Source organism: Ligilactobacillus sp. LYQ135, from assembly GCF_053711055.1.
Window position 1 is genome coordinate 128566 of the sequence record NZ_JBSJYT010000003.1, and the last position, 20893, is coordinate 149458.

Consider the following 20893-nt stretch of genomic DNA (forward strand, 5'->3'; position numbering starts at 1 on the left):
TAATTAAAAAAATATAAAGTTTAAAGTATATGCTAAGAAATTTTGAATTTAACAAGTATTTTTATTTATAATAAAAGCATTGATGAGTTTAATGAGGAGGGAGTAGTAAATGACTGAAGTTGCCGTTAAGCAACAAAAAGAACAAAGACGAAATCAGTTAATTCGGATTGCATTTTTTGTGATTTTAAGTTTTTGTTATTTATTTATATTTGCGAATGGAAAGGGACAGACAATTATTAAAGCAGATATAGATGGTCAATTTCATTTTTCACGAATGATGAGCTTAGAAAATATTTGGAATTCACCAGTGAATTTTGAGTATTTTAATCATACCGGTCAAATCGTTAACCTGATGTATCCATGGGTAATTTTATACCCAATGTATCTACTAGTTAAACTTACGGGAAATATAGTATTAGGTTATTACATATATTTCTTAATAATGACTTTTATATGTTTAGAGTTAACTTATTGGTGTATGAAAAAAATGAAAGTGTCACAAATGGCAGCAATCATTTCGGCTGTTTTATATGCATTTTCGGTTTGCCGAACAAGTGATATTTATTATCGAATAGCTGTAGGTGAAGCAATTGGAATGACATTTTTCCCATTAGTACTACTAGGAATATATCAAATTTTCTATGAGGATAAACCAAAGTGGTACACATTAGTTACGGGAATGACATTACTTGTGTATAGTCATATTATTTCAGTTGTTTTGGCGATCCTACTGGTAGGAGTATTTTTTATAATTAATTTAATTCGCAAAAAAGTTGACCAAAAGCGTATTATTGCATTATTGAAAGCAACCGGGATGACCTTAATTCTTAGTTTAGGTTTCTTTATTCCAATGCTTCAGATGTTATTTAGTGTTGATCTTAATAAACCAGTTATGTATAGTCTATTTAAGATGGCATATAAACCGGAAGATTTTTTGATGAAGTCGATTTCTAATACAGTTGATGCAGGTGGAACTTTTAATATTGCTTTTATAATTGTAATTATTGTTTTAGTTGTAAATTGGAAACGAATTAAAGGCTTTTTTAAAGACGCTTTAATTATGGGAATTATCTTTACAGTTATGGCAACTCAAATATTTCCATGGGATTTTTTTCAAAAAATTTTGGCAATTATCCAATTTCCAGGAAGATTAATTGGACTGGCAACATTACTTTATGCGGTTGCTTTTGGACAAGTGATGACGAATTACTTAGCTAAACATTCCTTAAAGCAAGCAGTAAAAATTACATTACTTTTAGTTGGTGGAATTGTTTTCCTTCATTTTGGAACGCTTGATAGTATTAGTAATATAAATGAGGTTAATGTTGGCAATAACAATAATTTTTACATGAAGGCGATTAAAGAAAATGCATCATTTAATGGACGAGATGATTATGCTCCTAAAAAAGCAGATGCAGATGGAGATCAAATTAATAATCAAATGATTTGTGCTAACGCACAGTGGCATAATTTAGAACGGAAAGTAACAGCAAATACAATCACTTATAAATATAATTCTCCTAATGAAACCACTGCATTTTTACCAGTGTATTATTATCCAGGAGAACAAGTAAAACAAAATGGAAAAGTGGTTAAAGCACAGCAAGCCGCAGATGGTGCAACTCTTGTTAATTTAAAACAAGGTGAAAATCAGTTTGAAATTTCATATAAATATACACCATTAGCAAGAATTGCATGGACGATTTCATTAATTGCATGTGTTATTTTTAATGCAATGATTCTTATCAAAAAAAGAAAAAATAACAAGGCTTGAAAATTAATTGAAGAATTGTTATAATAATTTTTGTATTTTAATAACTCGGTGAGAGTGAGCAGCAATGCTCACTCTTTTTGATGAAATGAGTTATTTATTTAACGAGGAGGGCATTTAGTGAGCAGTGTAGTTGAAACAGTAACTGATTTAGTTACTCCAATTTTAGACAGCTACAATTTTGAATTAGTAGATGTTGAATTTGTTAAAGAAGGTAAAAGTTGGTATTTGCGCGTGTTCATAGATAAGCCAGAAGGAATTACAATTGATGAATGTGCTTTAGTAAGTGATCAATTAAGTGAAAAACTTGATAATTGTGATCCAGATCCAATTCCACAAGCATATTACTTGGAAGTTTCTTCACCTGGGGCAGAACGTCCATTAAAAAAGGAAAAAGACTATGAACGTGCAATTGGAAAATATATTCATGTTTCTTTATATCAACCGATTGAAGGTAGCAAAATTTATGAAGGTACATTAGTATCTTTTGATAAAGAACAATTAACAATAGAATACCAAGTTAAGACAAGAACCAAAACAATTACGATTCCTCGGAATAAAATTGCTAAGGCTCGTTTAGCGATTAAATTTTAAAATAATAAATACTACTAATAAGGAGATTTTTTTCTGATGAGTAAGGAATTACTAACTGCATTGGATGTTTTAGAAAAAGAAAAAGGCGTAAAGCGTGATATTGTGGTTGAAGCACTTGAAAATGCTTTAGTTTCAGCATACAAACGTAACTACGGTCAAGCACAAAATGTGGAAGTCGAATTTGATGACAAAAAAGGCGATATACATGTATTTGCAGTTAAAGATGTAGTTCGTGAAGTATTTGATTCACGTTTAGAAGTTAGCTTAAGCGATGCTTTACAATTAAACAAAGCTTATGAAATTGGTGATCAAATTCGGTTTGAAGTTACGCCAAAAGATTTTGGAAGAATTGCAGCTCAAACTGCTAAACAAGTAATTATGCAACGGGTACGTGAAGAAGAACACAATGTAATTTACAATGAATACATTAAGTATGAAAATGAAATTGTTACCGGTGAAGTTGAACGGCGTGATAGTCGTTATATTTACGTTAACTTAGGTAAAGTTGAAGCAGTCCTTTCACGTAAAGATCAAATTGCAGGCGAGGAATACAAGTCACACGATAAGATTAAAGTTTATATTTATAAGGTTGAAAATACATCAAAAGGACCTCAAGTTTATGTAAGCCGTTCTCATCCAGATTTATTACGGCGCTTGTTTGAACAAGAAGTTCCTGAAATCTATAACGGTGAAGTTGAAATTGTTTCAATTGCACGTGAAGCTGGCGATCGTGCTAAAGTTGCAGTGCGTTCAACAATTGAAAACTTAGATCCAGTAGGAACATGTGTAGGTCCTCGTGGAGAACGAGTACAACATATCGTCAATGAATTAAAAGGCGAAAATATGGATATTGTAAAATGGGATGAAGATCCAGCAACATTTATCTCAAATGCATTAAATCCAGCTGAAGTATTAGATGTTCACTTTGACGAAGAAAATGATCATGACTGCACAGTCGTAGTTCCTGATAGTCAATTGTCATTAGCAATTGGTAAACGGGGACAAAATGTACGGTTAGCCGCTCGTTTAACAGGCTATAAGATTGACATTAAGTCAGAATCAGATGTTGCAAATGAAGAAAAGGATGTCCAATCAGTTGAAACGATTGAAGATGTTTCAATTGAAAATGATAACAGTACAGAAGAATAAGAGGTAGTAGAGCATGGTACAACGGAAAGTTCCAATGAGAAAAGATATTGTAACTGGCGAAATGCTTCCCAAAAAACAATTAGTACGAGTAGTTAAAAATAAAGAAAATGAAGTTTCAATTGATCCAACTGGAAAACAAAATGGACGTGGAGCATACATTCATTTAGATGTTGAAACTGCTAAAAAAGCGAAAAAAGAAAAGACATTTGATAAAGCATTTGGAATTAAGATATCAGATGAATTTTATGATGAACTAATTGCATACGTTGACCATAAAGTTGCACGAATTGAATTGTTTGGCCATGAATAAAGCACAAGTTCAAAATATTCTTGGGATTGCGCGGCGTGCACGTAAAATTACAACTGGCGAAAACTTAGCTTTAAAAGCAATTCAAAAGAATCAAGCTCAGATTGTTTTTTTAGCGTCAGACAGTGGTAAGGCAACCCAAAAGAAGTTTCAAGATAAATGCAACTATTACCAGATTCCATTATCATTAGCGTTTACGCGATTAGAACTAAGTATTGCAATTGGACAAAGTCGCTCAGTAATTGCAGTTACTGATCCGGGTTTTGGAAAAAAATTAAAATCATTAGTGTTTTCAAAATAATGCGAATTCATTTCGCTGTTGAAAACTATAATGGTTTAAATAGCGAAATGGAGGAATTTGCATATGAGTAAGAAAAGAATTTATGAAATTGCACATGAATTAAATGTAAGTAGCAAAGATGTTATCTCAACTGCCAAGAAAAACGGCATCAAAGTTGGCAACCATATGTCAATGCTTGATGAAAATGAAGAGAAAACGGTGAAAAATAGTTTGAATAAATCTGATGTGAAAAATAATGTAAAAGCCTCAAAACCACAAAATGATGGTAACAATAAGCAAAATTCAAAAAATGTAAAAAATAAAAAAGAAAATGCACCAAAACATGATAAACCAGTTAAAAAAGATCATGGTGCTCAAAATGATCATCATTCAAATAATCATCAAAAAGCACAAAATGGTGGTAAAAAATTCGGTAAGAAAAACAAGAATAATAATGTAAGTAGTGATTATCGAAATAACAATAACAACAAATTCAATAAGAAAAACAAAAAGAAGAATAAAAAAGAACGGCGTCAAGAACGACGGAATCAAAAGCAAGCACCTGTAACTCAACGTAAAAACAAGCCATTGCCAGAAACTTTGGTATACACGGTGGGAATGAGTGTAGCTGATATTGCCAAGAAGATTCATCGTGAACCTGCTGAAATTATTAAGAAACTCTTTATGATGGGCGTAGCAGTTAACCAAAATCAATCACTAGATAAGGATACAATTGAAATTTTAGCTGATGATTATGGTATTAAAGCAGAAGAAAAAGTTGAAGTAGATGTTTCTGATATTGATAAATTCTTTGAAGAAGAAGAAAAGAACCATAAACATCTTGAAAATCGTCCTCCAGTTGTTACTATCATGGGACACGTTGACCATGGTAAAACAACATTGTTAGATCATTTACGTCATTCTAACATTACAAGTGGCGAAGCCGGTGGAATCACTCAACACATTGGTGCTTATCAAATCAAGCATGATGGTAAGACAATTACCTTCTTAGATACACCAGGACACGCTGCCTTTACTAATATGCGTGCACGTGGTGCTGATGTAACTGATATTACAGTTTTAGTAGTAGCTGCAGATGATGGAGTAATGCCACAAACAATCGAAGCGATCCACCACTCTCAAGCTGCGGGAGTACCAATTATTGTTGCTGTTAATAAAATCGATAAGCCTGGCGCAAATCCTAACCATGTAATGGAACAGTTAACTGAATATAATTTGATTCCAGAAGACTGGGGTGGCGATACAATCTTTGTTGAAATTTCAGCTAAGTTTGGTAAAAATATTGATGAATTATTGGATATGATTTTACTTCAAGCTGAAATGATGGAATTAAAAGCTAATCCAAAACAACATGGTGCTGGTTCAGTAATTGAAGCACGTTTAGATAAAGGTAAAGGTTCAATTGCCTCATTACTTGTTCAACAAGGAACATTACACATTGGTGATCCAATTGTTGTTGGGAATACTTTTGGGCGTGTGCGGACAATGACAAATGATCGTGGACGTTCAATTCGTAAAGCTAAACCAGGTACACCAGTTGAAATTACAGGTTTAAATGATGTTCCTGATTCTGGTGATCGTTTTGTAACTTTTGATGATGAAAAAACAGCTCGGGCTGCTGGTGAAAAACGTGCTGAACAAGCTTTAATTAAGGAAAGAAACAAAACAAATCATATTACCTTGGATAACTTGTTTGATACAATCAAAGAAGGCGAAATGAAGGAAGTTGATTTGATTATTAAAGCTGATGTTCAAGGTTCAGTTGAAGCATTAGCTCAAAGTTTCCAAAAAATCGATGTTGAAGGTGTACGAGTTAATATCATTCACCAAGCTGTAGGTGCTATTAATGAAAGTGATATTACTTTAGCAGAAGCTTCTAATGCGATTATCATTGGATTTAACGTACGGCCAACACCATTAGCTAAGCAGCAAGCAAGTGCTGATGGTGTTGATATTCGTTTACACAACGTCATTTACAAAGCAATCGATGAAGTTGAAACTGCGATGAAAGGGATGCTTGAACCAGTCTTCCGTGAAAAAGTTACTGGTCAAGTTGAAATTCGTGAAACTTACAAAGTATCTAAATTGGGAACAATTGGTGGTGCTTATGTAACTGAAGGATTTATTCGACGCGACAGTGGTGTGCGGGTAATTCGTAACGGAGTTGTTATTTATGAAGGACAACTTGCTAGTTTGAAACGCTTTAAAGATGATGTTAAAGAAGTCAAGGCTGGATATGAATGTGGATTAATGATTGAAAAATACAACGATATTAAAGTTGGCGATCAGCTTGAAGCATTTGTAATGGAAGAAGTTCCAGTTGAATAAAGAATAAAGTAAGGAGGCTGGTAAGATGGCACAACAAGTTCGAGTTGGTCGTTTGGCACAAGAAATTCAACGCGAAGTTAATGATATTTTACAAAAACGAGTACGTGATCCACGTGTTCAAGGAGTTACAATCACTGGTGTCGAAGTTACCGGCGATTTGCAACATGCAACAATTTACTATAGTATTTTGTCAGATTTAGCATCTGATGCAGAAAAAACACAACGCGGTTTAGATAAAGCAACAGGATTAATTCGACGTGAATTAGGACATCGCTTAAGTGTTTACGTAACTCCAGAAATCAAGTTTGTTCAAGATGATTCTGTTCGTTATGGTGATCATATTGATGAGTTATTGAACAAGCTTCATCAAAAAGAGAATTTTTAATTAATAAAAAGAGGCCGACAAATGTTGCAGCCTCTTTTTTACATAGCAAAGGAAGTGAAGTAATGGACGGAATTTTACCTTTATTTAAAGAAAGACAAATGACAAGTAATGATGCAGTAATAAAATGCCGGGGAATTTTTCAAACAAAAAAGGTTGGTCATAGTGGAACATTAGATCCAAATGTAGATGGCGTATTGCCAATTTGTATTGGAAAAGCCACTAAAGTCGTGAATTACTTAATGGAATCTGGCAAGAAATATAAGGGACAAGTAACATTAGGATTTTCAACAACTACTGAAGATTTAGATGGAGAAAAAGTTGAAGAAACTCCGCTTAAGCATCCTTTTTTAGATGAGCAAATTCAACAAGTGATGAGTTCGATGACTGGTAAAATTATTCAAATTCCACCAATGTATTCGGCAGTTAAGGTTAAAGGGAAAAAATTATATGAGTATGCACGGGCTGGCGAAGAAGAAGTTGAACGTCCTCAAAGAACCGTTGAAATTAAATCATTTAAGATGACTGCTCCAAGTGAATTTGATGAAACTACTGGATTACAGAAAATTAATTTTGAAGTAGAGTGTTCAAAGGGAACTTATGTAAGAACTTTAGCAGTTGATTTAGGGAAAAAATTAAATGTGGCAGCTGTAATGTCAGACTTAACACGGCTTGAAAGCGGTGGATTTAATTTAGATCAAACGTTCACCTTTGATCAACTACAAAAGTTAAAAGCGGAAAATCGTTTAGAAGAAGCACTTTATCCAATTTCATTTGCTTTAAAAGACATGAAACAGTTAAAATTAACTGATTTTCAATGGAAAATTGTAAAAAATGGAGGCTTTTTACAAGCGAAATATGTTAAATTGCGTGAAGATAAAATTATGCTGACTTATGATGGAAAAGTTCGCGCAATTTACAAATTTAATCAGCAAAAAAATGTTTATCAACCAGATACAATGATTGATTTAACATAGGAGGCCTAAAAAATGCAGGTTATTCCAATCAAAGAACCAATTAACTATGCCAAAATACCAAATGAAGATGTTGTTTTGGCAATGGGTTTTTTTGACGGAGTTCATCAAGGACATCAAGCAGTTATTAAAGAAGCAAAGAAACAAGCAAAGAAAAATCATTTAAAGTTAGCAGTAATGACCTTTGATCGTTACCCTAAGATTTTTTTTCAAAAATTAGATGAAAAAAAAGTACAGTATGTTACTACCATAGAACAACGACTTGAACTCTTTAAAAGTTTAGGTGTTGATCTTGCCTATGTTGCTTGTTTTGATCAAAAGTTGGCTTTACAGAGTCCTCAAGAATTTGTCGATAAATTTATGGTTGGTTTACATGCCAAAATTGTTGTTGCTGGATTTGACTATACTTATGGCAAAAAAACAATTGCAAATATGCAAACTTTACCTCAATTTGCTAATGGCAGATTTAAAGTAATTTCTGTACCTCAACAAAGTCATCATGAAGAAAAAATTGGGACAACTAAGATTAAAAAATTATTACAAGAAGGCAATATAGATTTAGCCAATTATTTATTAGGATATCCATTTGAATTTACTGGAAAGGTAGTTCATGGACATGCTCGTGGAAGAATATTAGGGTTTCCAACTCTTAATATTGAAAGTGCCTCTGAACAATTGATCCCTGGAATTGGGATTTATGCTGTTAAAGTTAAAGTTGAAGATCAATGGTATTTAGGAATGGCTTCGATTAGTCATAATGAAACATTTGGTGCCAATCCTTTAACCGTTGAAATTAATTTGTTTAACTTTAATCAAATGGTTTATGGTCAAACGGTTAAAATCAAATGGTTCCATTATTTAAGAGCACCAGTTAAATTTAGAGGAGCAGATCAGTTAGTTGAACAGCTAAAACAAGATAAAAAAGCTACTCTTAATTATTTTGAGCAAAAGGATAGCAGTGAAGTTTAAAAACAAATTAGCACTCGAATAATTATTCTGCTAAAAAAGTGTGTAAAACCCTTGACGTAAGGCAAAATATTATGTAATATATAATTGACTTAGCACTTGAGGGTGTTAAGTGCTAAAGAGGTGATTGTAAATGTTAACAGATAGACAATTAGCAATTTTGGAAGCAATTATCCAAGATTATACTAATATCGGTCAGCCGGTGGGGTCTAAGAAGTTGCAAGAACAATTACCAATTCATGTAAGTTCAGCAACTATTCGAAATGAAATGGCAGCATTAGAGCATGCAGGTTATATTATGAAGCAACATTCCAGTTCTGGAAGAGTTCCTTCATTGCGCGGATATCGGTACTATGTTGATAACTTATTAAAACCAGTCAAAGTTGATCAACAAATGATCAAAAATATTCGGCATGAATTAAGTAATGAGTTTTCAAAAGTTGACGATATTGTAGCTTTATCAGCACGCTTATTATCACAAATGACTAATTACGTTGCAATTTCATTAAAACCTGAATCAAGTGATGTTGTGATTGAAGGCTTTCGCGCAGTTCCATTACGTAACCGTCAAATAATGATTTTGTTGGTTACAAGTGATGGTTCCGTTCAAAGTCAAAAATTTACTATTCCTGCTGATATTCATGGGGATGATTTAGAATCAGTTATTCGAATCATCAATGATGAAATTGTGGGATTGCAGTTAAATCAAGTAAATGATAAGCTGGTAGAAATTTTACCATCTATTTTGAATCATTTACATCAATCATCTGGATTTATGAAAACTGTAGGTGATATTTTAGACAAGGCATTGCATGAACATGTATATGTAAGTGGTAAGCGAAACTTATTAAATTTTGCTAGTGATGATAATCTTGAGCAAGTTAAATCACTATATTCACTAGTTGATCATTCAATTAACTTAGATGAATTGATTCAAAAATCAGATCAAGACGTTGCAGTTACTATTAAAGATAGTAGCCAAGGTAATGCACTTGATTATAGTTTAGTTTCTGCAACTTATGATGATGGTAATCATGGACATGGCTTAATTGCAATTCTTGGGCCAACCAATATGCCATATTCTAAAATGATTGGCATGATGGACACATTCCGTGATGAATTGTCGAAAAGGTTAACTAATTATTATCATAAATAGGAAAAGGGGTGTTGATTTGGCTAAAGAAGAAAAACATTTAAATAAAAAGGCTGCGGAAGATTTAAATGTTGATGCTCAAGAAGCAAAACATACATCTAAAAAAGCGCAAGCTGATTTAAATGAACAGTCAAATGAGCAAACTGATAACCAATCAGATATTGAAAAGCAATTAGCAGATTTGCAAAAGAAATATGACGAAATTGAAGACAAATATTTACGTGCAGAAGCAGAAATGCAAAATATGACTAAACGTTTTAAAAATGAACAAGCTCAACTTTTAAAATATGAAGGTCAAAAACTTGCAACGGAAATTTTGCCTGTAATGGACAATTTAAATCGTGCATTACAAGCTGAAGTTGAAAAAGATGCTTCAGAACAATTAAAACGTGGAATTGAAATGGTTGCACGTGATATGGAAAAAGCTTTGAAGGATAATGAAATTACAAAGATCGAAGCATTAAATCAACCATTTGATCCAACTAAACATCAAGCTGTTAAGACTGTACCAGTTGAAGATGGACAAACTAAAGATACAGTCGTTGAAGTTTATCAAGATGGCTATATGTTAAAAGATCGCGTTTTACGACCTGCAATGGTTGTTGTTGCACAATAATTAAGAAAGAGGTATTTTGATATGTCAAAAATTATTGGGATTGATTTAGGAACAACAAACTCAGCTGTTGCTGTTCTCGAAGGTAAAGAAGCAAAAATTATTACAAATCCAGAAGGAAACCGGACAACTCCTTCTGTAGTTTCATTTAAAGATGGTGAAACTCAAGTTGGTGAAGTTGCTAAGCGACAAGCAATTACAAACCCTGATACAATTTCATCAATTAAGCGTCACATGGGTGAAGCTGACTATAAAGTAACTGTTGAAGGAAAAGAATATACACCACAAGAAATTTCAGCAATGATTTTACAATACATTAAAGATTATGCTGAAGCATATCTCGGTGAAAAGGTTACCCAAGCAGTTATTACTGTTCCAGCTTACTTTAACGATGCTCAACGGCAAGCAACAAAAGATGCTGGTAAGATTGCTGGCTTAAAAGTTGAACGAATCGTTAACGAACCAACTGCTGCAGCCTTAGCTTATGGTTTAGATAAGACTGATAAAGATGAAAAGATTTTAGTTTATGACCTTGGTGGTGGAACATTTGATGTTTCAATCCTTGAATTAGGTGACGGTGTTTTTCAAGTACTTTCAACAAATGGTGATACTCATCTTGGTGGGGATGACTTTGATAAAGCCATTATGAATTGGTTAATTGAAAACTTTAAGAAGGACAATGGAATTGACTTATCACAAGATAAAATGGCAATGCAACGTTTGAAAGATGCTGCTGAAAAAGCTAAGAAGGATTTATCAGGAGTTACATCTGCTCAAATTTCATTACCATTTATTGCTGCAGGTCAAAGTGGCCCATTGCACTTAGAAACAACTTTAACACGTGCAAAATTCAATGAATTAACACATGATCTTGTAGAAAAGACTCGCATTCCAGTGCAAAACGCATTGAAAGATGCAGGTTTAACCAATGCTGATATTGATGAAGTTATCTTAGTTGGTGGTTCAACTCGAATTCCAGCTGTTAAGGAACTTGTTAAAAATGAAACTGGTCATACACCAAACGAATCAGTTAACCCAGATGAAGCCGTTGCTTTAGGTGCAGCCATTCAAGGTGGGGTAATTACTGGTGATGTTAAAGATGTTGTTTTACTTGACGTTACACCATTATCATTAGGAATTGAAACAATGGGTGGCGTGTTTACTAAATTAATTGACCGTAACACAACAATTCCAACATCTAAGTCACAAGTATTCTCAACTGCTGCTGATAACCAACCAGCTGTAGATATTCACGTATTACAAGGTGAACGGCCAATGGCTGCAGATAACAAGACTTTAGGTCGTTTCCAATTAACAGACATTCCAGCAGCTCCTCGTGGTGTTCCTCAAATTGAAGTTAAATTTGACATTGATAAGAACGGAATCGTAAATGTTTCTGCAAAAGACTTAGGAACAAACAAGGAACAAAAGATTACTATCAAGAGTTCTTCAGGCCTTTCAGATGAAGAAATCGATCGGATGGTTAAGGAAGCTAAGGAAAACGAAGCTGCTGATAAAAAACGGAAAGAAGAAGTTGACTTAAGAAACGAAGTTGACCAATTATTATTCCAAACTGACAAGACACTTGAAGAAATCAAGGGTAAGGTTAGCGATGATGAAGTTAAGAACATCGAAAATGCACGTGATGCTTTGAAGAAAGCTCAAGAAGCAAACAACATTGATGAAATGAAGACTAAGAAGGATGACTTAACAAAACTTATCCAAGACATGTCAGTTAAGTTGTATCAACAAGCACAACAAGCTCAAGGTGCGACAGAAGCAAACGGTGCAAGTGATCAAACAACAAATAATGATAGTAACAATGATGACAACACAGTTGATGGGGATTTTAAGGAAGTAGACCCAGATGACAAAAACTAATTTGTCATAGTTGAATAAAAAGTCAAAGTCCTTTGGTCTTTGACTTTTTATTTTAACTAATGGTAATCTTAAACAAGATATTATTATTTTTGGAGGAAAGTTAATGGCTGAACAAATAAATCCATATGAGGTATTAGGTGTCAGCAAAGATGCGTCTGATGCTGATATAAAGAAGGCATACCGAAAACTTTCAAAAAAATATCATCCTGATTTGAATCATGAACCAGGTGCTGAAAAGAAGTTTAAAGAAGTTAATGAAGCGTATGAAATTTTAAGTGATCCACAGAAAAAAGCACAGTATGATCAATTTGGTTCTACTGGTCAACAAGGCTTTGGCGGCGGTGCTGGTGGATTCAGTGATTTTGGTGGCTTTAGTAACTTTGGCGGTGGCGGTTTTGAAGATATTTTTGGTTCATTTTTCGGCGGTGGTGCTGGAAGAACTAAAAATAGTCCTCGTCAAGGAAGAGACTTGCAGTACGAAATGCACTTAACATTTGAAGAAGCAATTTTTGGAAAGAAAACAGAAATTGAGTATACAAGAGAAGCAGTTTGCAAGACTTGTCATGGATCTGGTGCCAAGCCGGGAACTTCTCCAGTTACATGTTCAAAATGTCATGGATCTGGTGTAATTCAAGTTGAACGGCAAACTCCTTTAGGCCGTATGATGACACAACAAGAATGTGATGTATGTCATGGTACAGGAAAAGAAATTAAGGAAAAATGTCCAACTTGTCATGGATCTGGTCGAGTTAACGAAAAACATGCAGTTGAAGTGACAGTTCCAGCTGGAGTTGAAGATGGTAACCAAATGCGTTTACAAGGACAAGGTGAAGCTGGTTATAATGGTGGACCATATGGTGATTTATTTATTATCTTTGATGTGGCACCAAGTAAAATTTTCAAACGAGATGGTGCGGAAATTTACTTAACTCAACCAATTAGTTTTGTTCAAGCTGCATTAGGTGCTGAAATTCAAGTTAAAACTGTTCATGGTGATGTAAAACTAAATATCCCAGCAGGGACTCAAACGGGAACAACTTTCCGCTTGAAAGGTAAAGGTGCGCCAAAATTAAGAGGAAATGGTAATGGTAATGAAAAAGTCACTGTTCAAGTTCAAACACCTAAGAAACTTAACCATAAACAAAAAGAAGCATTAAAGATGTTTGCTGAAGCATCAAATGAAAAGGTTAATGAAGGCTTTTTCGATAAGTTAAAAGATAAATTTTAAAAAATATGAGGCCATGACTTTTCGTCACAGCCTCTATTTTTATAACTTAAAAGAAGATTCCTTTGAAAATGTGATATGCTCCTGCTAAAACCATTACTGTATATGCCAGTTTACGGACAAATTTCATCGAAATTTTTTGAGTAAAATGCATTCCAAGTGTAGTTCCAGCTAAACAACTAATAATTGAAATCACAAGTGGCCAAGCATATTTGGAAGTGAAATTACCATATAAGATATTATTAACTAATACGTTTACTGTTGTGATCATGAAATATGTTTGCAAGGTTGCTTGATACTCCATTGGATCATTCATAACGGAATCAAAGTATGCTACCATTGGAGGACCACCGATTGCGAACATTCCATCCATGAATCCGCCAAATGCACCTGCACAAAAGCCAGTAATTGTATTTTTCTTCAAATGGATTCGATTAGCCAATATAATTAGATAAAAGGCTAGTATCCATAAAAAGCCGCCTAAAACGAAGTCCATTAAGCGTGCATTGATACTGATCATTAAATGCACTCCAATGCTGCCAAATATTAATGCAGCAATCGCAGGTACAATCACAAGTTTAAAGTTAATGTGCTTGCGAAATTTAATTACCGTATATACTTGAAGGACTAATACAGTAGCTAATGTTAATACATTGCATTCTTTGTAAGGCAAGATTAATGGCATGATTGCCATAAATATGATTCCAAAGCCAAAACCACTAGTGCTTTGAACTAATGCTGCACCAAAGACAACAATTGCTAACGCAATATATGTAAACAATGTACTCGTCTCCTTATTAAATTGGTTATCTGTTCAAGTATACACGAATTATATTAATTTTTACAGATTTAAATTTAAATAATAAGTTACTTTAACTAAGGAAGGATGATTGCTTTGAATAATGAAAATATAACTCAAGCAGTGCAAGATGCAATTGCAGAAGGACAACAAATTGCAATTACCCGCCATCAGCAAGAAATTGATATTCCCCATGTCTTTAAATATTTAGTTCAACCAGGTGAATTAGGTGAGGAAATTTATCAAAAAGCGGGATTAAATATTCAGGATATAAATCAAGAGCTTGATCGCGAAATTGATAGTATCTCAAGAATTGAAGGAAATGTGGCTTATGGGCAAACTTTAAGCCAAAATTTATTTCGATTATTGCAAAAAGCTGATCAATTAAAGCAAAAGTTACAGGATGATTATGTAGCAGTTGACACATTGATTTTAGCATTAATGGAAATGCAATATAATCCATTGAAGCAATTTTTAGAAAATCAAGGAGTTACTTATAAAAAACTGCAAGATATTATTAACGATTTACGAGGTGGCGAACACGTGACAAGTAAAAATCAAGAAGCGCAATATAAAGCACTTGAAAAATATGGAATTGATTTAGTTAAGGAAGCTGTAAGTGGTAAGCAAGATCCAATTATTGGACGTGATGATGAAATTCGTGATGTTATTCGAATTTTATCACGTAAAAGTAAAAATAATCCGGTATTAATTGGAGAACCAGGTGTCGGGAAAACAGCGATTGTAGAAGGATTAGCTCAACGAATCGCTAAAAAAGATGTTCCTGAAAATTTACGTGATAAAACTATTTTTTCATTAGATATGGGTGCATTAATTGCTGGTGCAAAATATCGGGGTGAATTTGAAGAACGACTAAAAGCAGTTTTAAAAGAAGTTCAAAAAAGTGAAGGACGAATTATTTTATTTATTGATGAAATTCATAATATTGTTGGTGCAGGTAAAACAGAAGGCAGCATGGATGCTGGAAACTTATTAAAACCAATGCTTGCACGTGGTGAATTGCATTTAATTGGAGCAACTACACTAGATGAGTATCGTGAATATGTAGAAAAAGATAAGGCTTTGGAAAGAAGATTCCAAAAAGTTTTAGTAAAAGAACCAACCGTTGAAGATACAATTTCAATTTTACGGGGATTAAAAGAACGTTATGAAATTCACCATGGTGTTCGGATTCATGATAATGCCTTAGTTGCAGCTGCAACATTATCAAACCGTTATATTACCGATCGTTATTTACCAGATAAAGCAATTGATTTGGTTGATGAAGCTTGCGCTGAGATTCAAGTAGAAATGAATTCCATGCCAACTGAATTAGATCAAGCAACGCGTCAATTGATGCGACAAGAAGTTGAAGAAGCAGCTTTGAAAAAGGAAATGGATAGTGCCTCACAACAACGTTTGAAAGAACTTCAAAAAGAATTGGCTGATACACGTGAAAAGGTTAATAAACTAAAACTTAAATGGGAAAATGAAAAGGCTGATATTCAACAAGTTAGTGATAAGAAAGCCGAACTTGACAAGGCAAAGCATGATCTTGAAAAAGCTGAAAGCGAATATGATTTAGAAAAGGCAGCCAAGTTGCAACATGCGATCATTCCACAATTAGAAAAGGAATTAAATCAATTAGAAGAAAATGATCGTCCCGATGAATGGATGGTAGAAGAATCAGTTACTGAAAATGAAATTGCTGCTGTAATTAGTCGAGAAACAGGAATTCCAGTAGCGAAATTAGTTGAAGGCGAACGCGAAAAACTATTGCATTTAGCAGAGAGTTTACATCAAAGAGTGATTGGACAAGATGAAGCTGTTGATGCTGTTGCGAATGCAGTCTTAAGATCACGTGCAGGTTTACAAGATCCATCTAAACCATTGGGCTCATTCATGTTCTTAGGACCAACAGGAGTAGGAAAAACAGAACTAGCAAAGGCATTGGCAGAAAACTTATTTGATTCTGAAAAACATATGGTGCGAATTGATATGAGTGAATATATGGAAAAAGCATCTGTTTCTCGGTTAGTAGGAGCAGCTCCTGGATATGTTGGATATGAAGAAGGGGGTCAGTTAACAGAAGCAGTGCGGAGAAATCCATATACAATTGTATTGTTTGATGAAATTGAAAAAGCTCATCCAGATGTCTTTAACATTTTACTTCAAGTACTTGATGATGGGCGCTTGACAGATGGTCAAGGACGAACAGTTGATTTTAAAAATACGATTTTAATTATGACTTCAAATCTTGGGTCTGAAATTTTATTAAACAATGTTCAAGCAGATGGTAAAATTTCAACTGAAACTAAAGAGCAAGTTATGAAGTTAGCACAGGCACATTTTAAACCAGAATTTTTAAATCGAATTGATGACATTATCACGTTTACACCACTAACACTTAATTCAATTGAAAAAATTGTTGATAAATTTATTGCACAGTTGTCAAATCGCTTGGCTTCTCAAGAAATTCAACTAACTATTGATGAGCCTGCACGCCAATTCATTGCTAAAGAAGGTTATGATCCCGCTTACGGAGCACGGCCATTACAACGCTTTATTACAACACATGTTGAAACACCACTTGCAAAAGAAATCATTGCAGGGAAGATTGCTTATAAGTCAAAGGTTTTAATAGTTTTAGATGAAAATCAAGAATTGTTGTTTAAGGTTACTAAAAGTAAGTAATGATGTATTTTTTTACAAAAATTTGAATAAAATTTGTAAGAAGCTGACAACATAGGAAAAATAAAAGAGAGATACTGTCATGGTATCTCTCTTTTTGTTTGTATTTAACTGAATAAAATAAAAAACTTTGATAACTCCTAAGGTTTACAGGTAAAAAAGTCATCAAAGCAACCATTAATTATACATGTTTGTTGTAAGGTTCCTTTAAGGAGTTGTCAAGTATCTGGAGGAAATTAAGATGACAAATACAGACAAATTTTTTAAAGTACCCGTAAGTTTTTTCAGTTCAGTATTAGATAATGACCTATCAGTCAGTGAGGTTCTAACCCTATTGACAATTATAGCAATGGCAGATAATGACAATGCCGAGAAGGTATGCTTTGCTTCTAACGACCATTTGGCAGTGTTATCAAATTTAAGCGGAAATCGTGTATCTCGTTTAGTAACTTCCCTAAAGAAGAAAGAAACGATTGAAGTTAAGCAATATCGAAAAGGAATTAATATCCAAATTAATGGCGTATCATACTTAGCATATCGTTTAATCAAACCAACGTATCAAAACAACTATACTCGAACTAAAACAACTGTTAAAAATAAGGCAGTTGTTGAAAATGATAATAGTGGTAATAGTCAAGTGGGAGATGATAACAAGTCAAGCCCTATTTAACTATGCTCTAAAAAAGCAAAAGAACGGAAAGCTAAAGGGAGCATGATTGCCAATATTAATGCTTATGCTAGAGTTATGACTAAGAACTGGCTTAAACAAGGGCTAACAACGCCTGAAATGGTTGAAGAGAGCATGAGGAGCAAGGGTGTAACTATAGTAACAGGGGTAATCACGCAATATTCGTGGAAAATCTGCCATCTTGGTATGCTGAATTGCAATAACAATAGCACAAATAAGCAAGCAGTCTTGACGGATATAGAACGTTTAAAAGCTAAGCTGGACTGTTAATTAAAGAATTGGAGGAATGAACTATGAATTTTGAATTTATGCGATTGATGGTAAAGGCAAGGAGTTAGGCTATCTGCACCTCAAATGAACAAGACAATAATAAGGGTATATGTGGTGTATCTAGCAGTTGAGAACTTGGTAAAATGGTTAATCTAGGTAAGGATAGAGTAGACTACCTTATTATTAAGTTAAAACGACAAGGAGTATTGGAAGTAAAGTCCAGTAAAAGTAAAATGGCTGTAGTGATTGACGGAGAAGAACAAATGGTAGACGGGATAATCGAAATTAAGTTTTAAGCGTTATAAAGGCAGAATTTAAAATCTGGGAGTGTTGAGAAATGCTAAGTTTAAGTGAATATGTAGAGAATAGAAATAAGGTTATCAAGAGTTACAATAAGAGTAAGCGTAATAATTCCGTATAACTATAAAGGGTATATGTTTGATAGTAGTATTCAGAAATTAATTATCAATAAAAACAAATGTTAGGACACATTGCTATTTATGTAACCATGAAGGACGGTACAAACGAAACAATTAAATTAATCGTTAAACTAACAGACGTGCATAAAGCTCAAAAACAATTAAATACATACAACAATATGAGTTCATTATTAGGAGCGTTGTTAAATAAATTTTAGACACCTTTATTTTTTTTAATTTTTTATAATTGAGATTGGGAGAGGTATGGTTCAGTTTTACAAAAATAAGACTAGTGCACAGTTGGAATACATTAAAAGGCATAAAATTAGTTTTGAGTATACAGTTTCTACTAGAAGTACTTAGAATATTCTTTAAGAATTGTTATTGATGATGTTAATCCAGTTCTTGATGATAATGGAGAGGTTTTAGAAATATATACGTTTCCCTATACATTCCATTACAAGGGAAAACGAATTAATGTTTTAGTTAAGTAATCTTTAATATTCAAAATTAATTTCAAATCGTTATAAACCTTGAGTAAACAATTCTCTAAGTTTATTATTAGTATTATATTATATTATATAGACTTGCCAATGATAGTGGCTTTTTCATGCTTTACAAAGCCCAAAAAATAAACTATAATTATACAACGATAACTGATATTTATACATTTAGTTTCTCTTTCTTCTATGCGACTATTAACTAGTCGTTTTTTTTATCACTTCAAATTACTTTCATTTCCATATATACCCCTAAAGCGTCATATATTTACATTTTAAGCATTTTTAGCTTTTCAACCAACGATAAAGAATGCTACTCCTAAGGGGGCAATTATAGCTCTTGATTATGAAGTAGGGTATGGAAATGATATTAATTGGTAATACTAATGCTGTCTTACAAGCGATGAAAACGGTAAAAGACGCAGGATATACTCCAGTATTCTATTCATATCAAGGTTATGCTCATGCTCACTTTGATATGAATAAGATTTATTGCTATCTATCCTAATGGCTTTTGGATAGCAAGTTATCCTTACAAGAATGGTATTTATCTTGCTCCTATGGAATACTTCCCTAGTGATAATGGAGTGTGTATGTGGCAGTTCTCGGATAATGGAGATTGTACTGTCCCACTTGATTATGATATTGACTTAACAGGTATTACTCATAATGGATATAATAACGATAATTAAGCAAAGACAGAAATTCCAGGTTGAACAAGCTAAGGAAGAGACAAATAATAATGAAGATTACGCATAAAATGATACATTTACCGCTAACATTACTTTAAATATCCGTACAGCACCTAGTGGGGACAAGTGCTAGTGTTGTAGATGCTTATAGTGCAGGAGAAAGCCTTGTTTACGACCATGTTTATATCCGTGGAAATTATGTATGGTTAAGATATATGAGTTATAGCGGTAATTATCGTTGTGTTTGTGCAGGTTAGGTGGAGAAGAATATGGTACACGTCAAGCATACTCAAACACTAGAACATACACTGTTAAAAGTGGCGATACACTAAGTGATATTGCTATTAAATTAGGTGTAAGTACAAGTTACTTAGCAAAGAAAAATAGCATTTCTAATTATAACATTGTATATGCAGGTCAAACATTATACTATTAATTTGTGGTTTTTAAAACCACTCATGCTACTTTCACTAATTAATAATAATTCTTCACAGTCAAAGTCTTGCACCTTTAATGACGGGTACAGGGCTTTTTTATTTACGTTTATTGACATTTATATATAATAAAATACAGACAAGTTTTTCATGGACCTATTTTCCAAATTTACTTATGTATTTTGTATTAAGTATTATTGTATATAGATTTTTTTATTGACTGTGAATGACAACTAAGGTAGTTCTATTATAGGTCCCTAAATTTTAATTATACCTTTTACTTAAAGCTCTACAGTACGTAGGGTTTTTTTATTTACGTTTTTTATTATTTTAGGTATAATTAACTTACATAAAATTCATTATAAATAACCCTATTCCATTAATTAGTCCATGTATTTTATTTAAATTAAGATACATGGATTTTTTATTGATTGTGAATTATAAATCTGGTATCATATTATCTGCATCAAAATTATTCCAACAAATTAAGTTATTTTACTCTATGTAAGCTCTACAGTATGTAGAGCTTTTTTTGATATTTTTAATACGTTATATATAACTAAGATATAAGAAAATTTCTTATAAAACCCTATTCCAAATAGAGAAGTTCATGTATTTTATTTAAATTAAGATATATGGATTTTTTTATTGATTGTAAATGACAGGTGTTCTATATTTAACACATAGCGATAAAATATTTAACAAATTAATTACTTACTTTTTACTCTCACTATAAAGGTGGGAGTTTTTTTAATA

The 20893-nt window shown here is 33.2% G+C and carries 19 protein-coding genes; 18 read left to right on the forward strand and 1 reads right to left on the reverse strand.

The window, feature by feature from the left end; genetic code table 11:
- Nucleotides 1-109: 109 nt before the first annotated feature.
- The 13 genes from ACWCL1_RS04220 (at nt 110) to dnaJ (ending at nt 13647) form a co-directional block, all read left to right on the forward strand.
- Nucleotides 110-1774: a hypothetical protein gene (locus ACWCL1_RS04220; protein WP_454545668.1), complete on the forward strand. Its 1665-nt coding sequence runs from the start codon at nt 110-112 to the stop codon at nt 1772-1774.
- Nucleotides 1775-1891: 117 nt separating this feature from the next.
- Nucleotides 1892-2365, forward strand: coding sequence for a ribosome maturation factor RimP (gene rimP, locus ACWCL1_RS04225; protein ID WP_454545669.1), 474 nt, complete (start codon nt 1892-1894; stop codon nt 2363-2365).
- Between the two features lie 36 nt (nt 2366-2401).
- A complete protein-coding gene (nusA, locus tag ACWCL1_RS04230) occupies nt 2402-3514 on the forward strand; it encodes a transcription termination factor NusA (protein WP_454545670.1) in 1113 nt (370 codons plus the stop codon).
- Nucleotides 3515-3527: 13 nt separating this feature from the next.
- The gene (gene rnpM / locus ACWCL1_RS04235; protein WP_454545671.1) at nt 3528-3824 is read left to right on the forward strand and encodes an RNase P modulator RnpM; all 297 of its coding nucleotides are present in this window, start codon (nt 3528-3530) and stop codon (nt 3822-3824) included.
- Entirely contained in the window at nt 3817-4122 is a 306-nt protein-coding gene (locus ACWCL1_RS04240; RefSeq protein ID WP_454545672.1) for a YlxQ-related RNA-binding protein, read from the forward strand. Before rnpM ends, ACWCL1_RS04240 begins: the two co-directional genes overlap by 8 nt.
- A gap of 63 nt (nt 4123-4185) precedes the next feature.
- A complete protein-coding gene (gene infB, locus ACWCL1_RS04245; RefSeq protein WP_454545673.1) occupies nt 4186-6450 on the forward strand; it encodes a translation initiation factor IF-2 in 2265 nt (754 codons plus the stop codon).
- 25 nt (nt 6451-6475) lie between these two features.
- Nucleotides 6476-6835, forward strand: coding sequence for a 30S ribosome-binding factor RbfA (gene rbfA, locus ACWCL1_RS04250; RefSeq protein ID WP_454545674.1), 360 nt, complete (start codon nt 6476-6478; stop codon nt 6833-6835).
- Nucleotides 6836-6897: 62 nt separating this feature from the next.
- Nucleotides 6898-7809: a tRNA pseudouridine(55) synthase TruB gene (gene truB, locus ACWCL1_RS04255; RefSeq protein ID WP_454545675.1), complete on the forward strand. Its 912-nt coding sequence runs from the start codon at nt 6898-6900 to the stop codon at nt 7807-7809.
- Nucleotides 7810-7821: 12 nt separating this feature from the next.
- Nucleotides 7822-8775: a riboflavin biosynthesis protein RibF gene (gene ribF / locus ACWCL1_RS04260; RefSeq protein ID WP_454545676.1), complete on the forward strand. Its 954-nt coding sequence runs from the start codon at nt 7822-7824 to the stop codon at nt 8773-8775.
- Nucleotides 8776-8905: 130 nt separating this feature from the next.
- Nucleotides 8906-9928 (forward strand): heat-inducible transcriptional repressor HrcA, encoded by a 1023-nt coding sequence (gene hrcA, locus ACWCL1_RS04265; protein WP_454545677.1) that lies wholly within the window; start codon nt 8906-8908, stop codon nt 9926-9928.
- 16 nt (nt 9929-9944) lie between these two features.
- Complete coding sequence (gene grpE, locus ACWCL1_RS04270) at nt 9945-10541, forward strand: nucleotide exchange factor GrpE (RefSeq protein WP_454545678.1); 597 nt, start codon at nt 9945-9947, stop codon at nt 10539-10541.
- A gap of 21 nt (nt 10542-10562) precedes the next feature.
- On the forward strand, nt 10563-12419 hold the full coding sequence (dnaK, locus tag ACWCL1_RS04275) for a molecular chaperone DnaK (protein ID WP_454545679.1): 1857 nt from the start codon (nt 10563-10565) through the stop codon (nt 12417-12419).
- A 103-nt stretch (nt 12420-12522) separates the two neighbouring features.
- Entirely contained in the window at nt 12523-13647 is a 1125-nt protein-coding gene (gene dnaJ / locus ACWCL1_RS04280) for a molecular chaperone DnaJ (RefSeq protein ID WP_454545680.1), read from the forward strand.
- Between the two features lie 46 nt (nt 13648-13693).
- On the opposite strand, the gene ACWCL1_RS04285 is transcribed toward dnaJ, so the two are convergent.
- The gene (locus ACWCL1_RS04285; protein ID WP_454545681.1) at nt 13694-14425 is read right to left on the reverse strand and encodes a sulfite exporter TauE/SafE family protein; all 732 of its coding nucleotides are present in this window, start codon (nt 14423-14425) and stop codon (nt 13694-13696) included.
- Between the two features lie 114 nt (nt 14426-14539).
- Between ACWCL1_RS04285 and clpB the strand changes: the two genes are divergently transcribed.
- From clpB to ACWCL1_RS04310, 5 genes are all read left to right on the forward strand, one after another.
- The gene (clpB, locus tag ACWCL1_RS04290) at nt 14540-17137 is read left to right on the forward strand and encodes an ATP-dependent chaperone ClpB (RefSeq protein WP_454545682.1); all 2598 of its coding nucleotides are present in this window, start codon (nt 14540-14542) and stop codon (nt 17135-17137) included.
- A gap of 238 nt (nt 17138-17375) precedes the next feature.
- On the forward strand, nt 17376-17804 hold the full coding sequence (locus ACWCL1_RS04295; protein ID WP_454545683.1) for a hypothetical protein: 429 nt from the start codon (nt 17376-17378) through the stop codon (nt 17802-17804).
- Between the two features lie 42 nt (nt 17805-17846).
- Entirely contained in the window at nt 17847-18092 is a 246-nt protein-coding gene (locus ACWCL1_RS04300) for a hypothetical protein (RefSeq protein WP_454545684.1), read from the forward strand.
- Between the two features lie 1727 nt (nt 18093-19819).
- On the forward strand, nt 19820-19960 hold the full coding sequence (locus ACWCL1_RS04305) for an SH3 domain-containing protein (RefSeq protein ID WP_454545685.1): 141 nt from the start codon (nt 19820-19822) through the stop codon (nt 19958-19960).
- Nucleotides 19942-20139: a LysM peptidoglycan-binding domain-containing protein gene (locus ACWCL1_RS04310; RefSeq protein ID WP_454545686.1), complete on the forward strand. Its 198-nt coding sequence runs from the start codon at nt 19942-19944 to the stop codon at nt 20137-20139. The genes ACWCL1_RS04305 and ACWCL1_RS04310 overlap by 19 nt, the downstream gene beginning before the upstream one ends.
- Nucleotides 20140-20893: the final 754 nt, after the last annotated feature.

Coding starts and splice junctions, on each gene's coding strand:
- infB (WP_454545673.1), top strand. CDS start 4,186: ATGAGTAAGAAAAGAATTTATGAAATTGCACATGAATTAAATGTAAGT.
- ACWCL1_RS04240 (WP_454545672.1), top strand. CDS start 3,817: ATGAATAAAGCACAAGTTCAAAATATTCTTGGGATTGCGCGGCGTGCA.
- ACWCL1_RS04220 (WP_454545668.1), top strand. CDS start 110: ATGACTGAAGTTGCCGTTAAGCAACAAAAAGAACAAAGACGAAATCAG.
- rnpM (WP_454545671.1), top strand. CDS start 3,528: ATGGTACAACGGAAAGTTCCAATGAGAAAAGATATTGTAACTGGCGAA.
- rbfA (WP_454545674.1), top strand. CDS start 6,476: ATGGCACAACAAGTTCGAGTTGGTCGTTTGGCACAAGAAATTCAACGC.
- ACWCL1_RS04300 (WP_454545684.1), top strand. CDS start 17,847: ATGATTGCCAATATTAATGCTTATGCTAGAGTTATGACTAAGAACTGG.
- ACWCL1_RS04295 (WP_454545683.1), top strand. CDS start 17,376: ATGACAAATACAGACAAATTTTTTAAAGTACCCGTAAGTTTTTTCAGT.
- nusA (WP_454545670.1), top strand. CDS start 2,402: ATGAGTAAGGAATTACTAACTGCATTGGATGTTTTAGAAAAAGAAAAA.
- ribF (WP_454545676.1), top strand. CDS start 7,822: ATGCAGGTTATTCCAATCAAAGAACCAATTAACTATGCCAAAATACCA.
- dnaK (WP_454545679.1), top strand. CDS start 10,563: ATGTCAAAAATTATTGGGATTGATTTAGGAACAACAAACTCAGCTGTT.
- truB (WP_454545675.1), top strand. CDS start 6,898: ATGGACGGAATTTTACCTTTATTTAAAGAAAGACAAATGACAAGTAAT.
- hrcA (WP_454545677.1), top strand. CDS start 8,906: ATGTTAACAGATAGACAATTAGCAATTTTGGAAGCAATTATCCAAGAT.
- dnaJ (WP_454545680.1), top strand. CDS start 12,523: ATGGCTGAACAAATAAATCCATATGAGGTATTAGGTGTCAGCAAAGAT.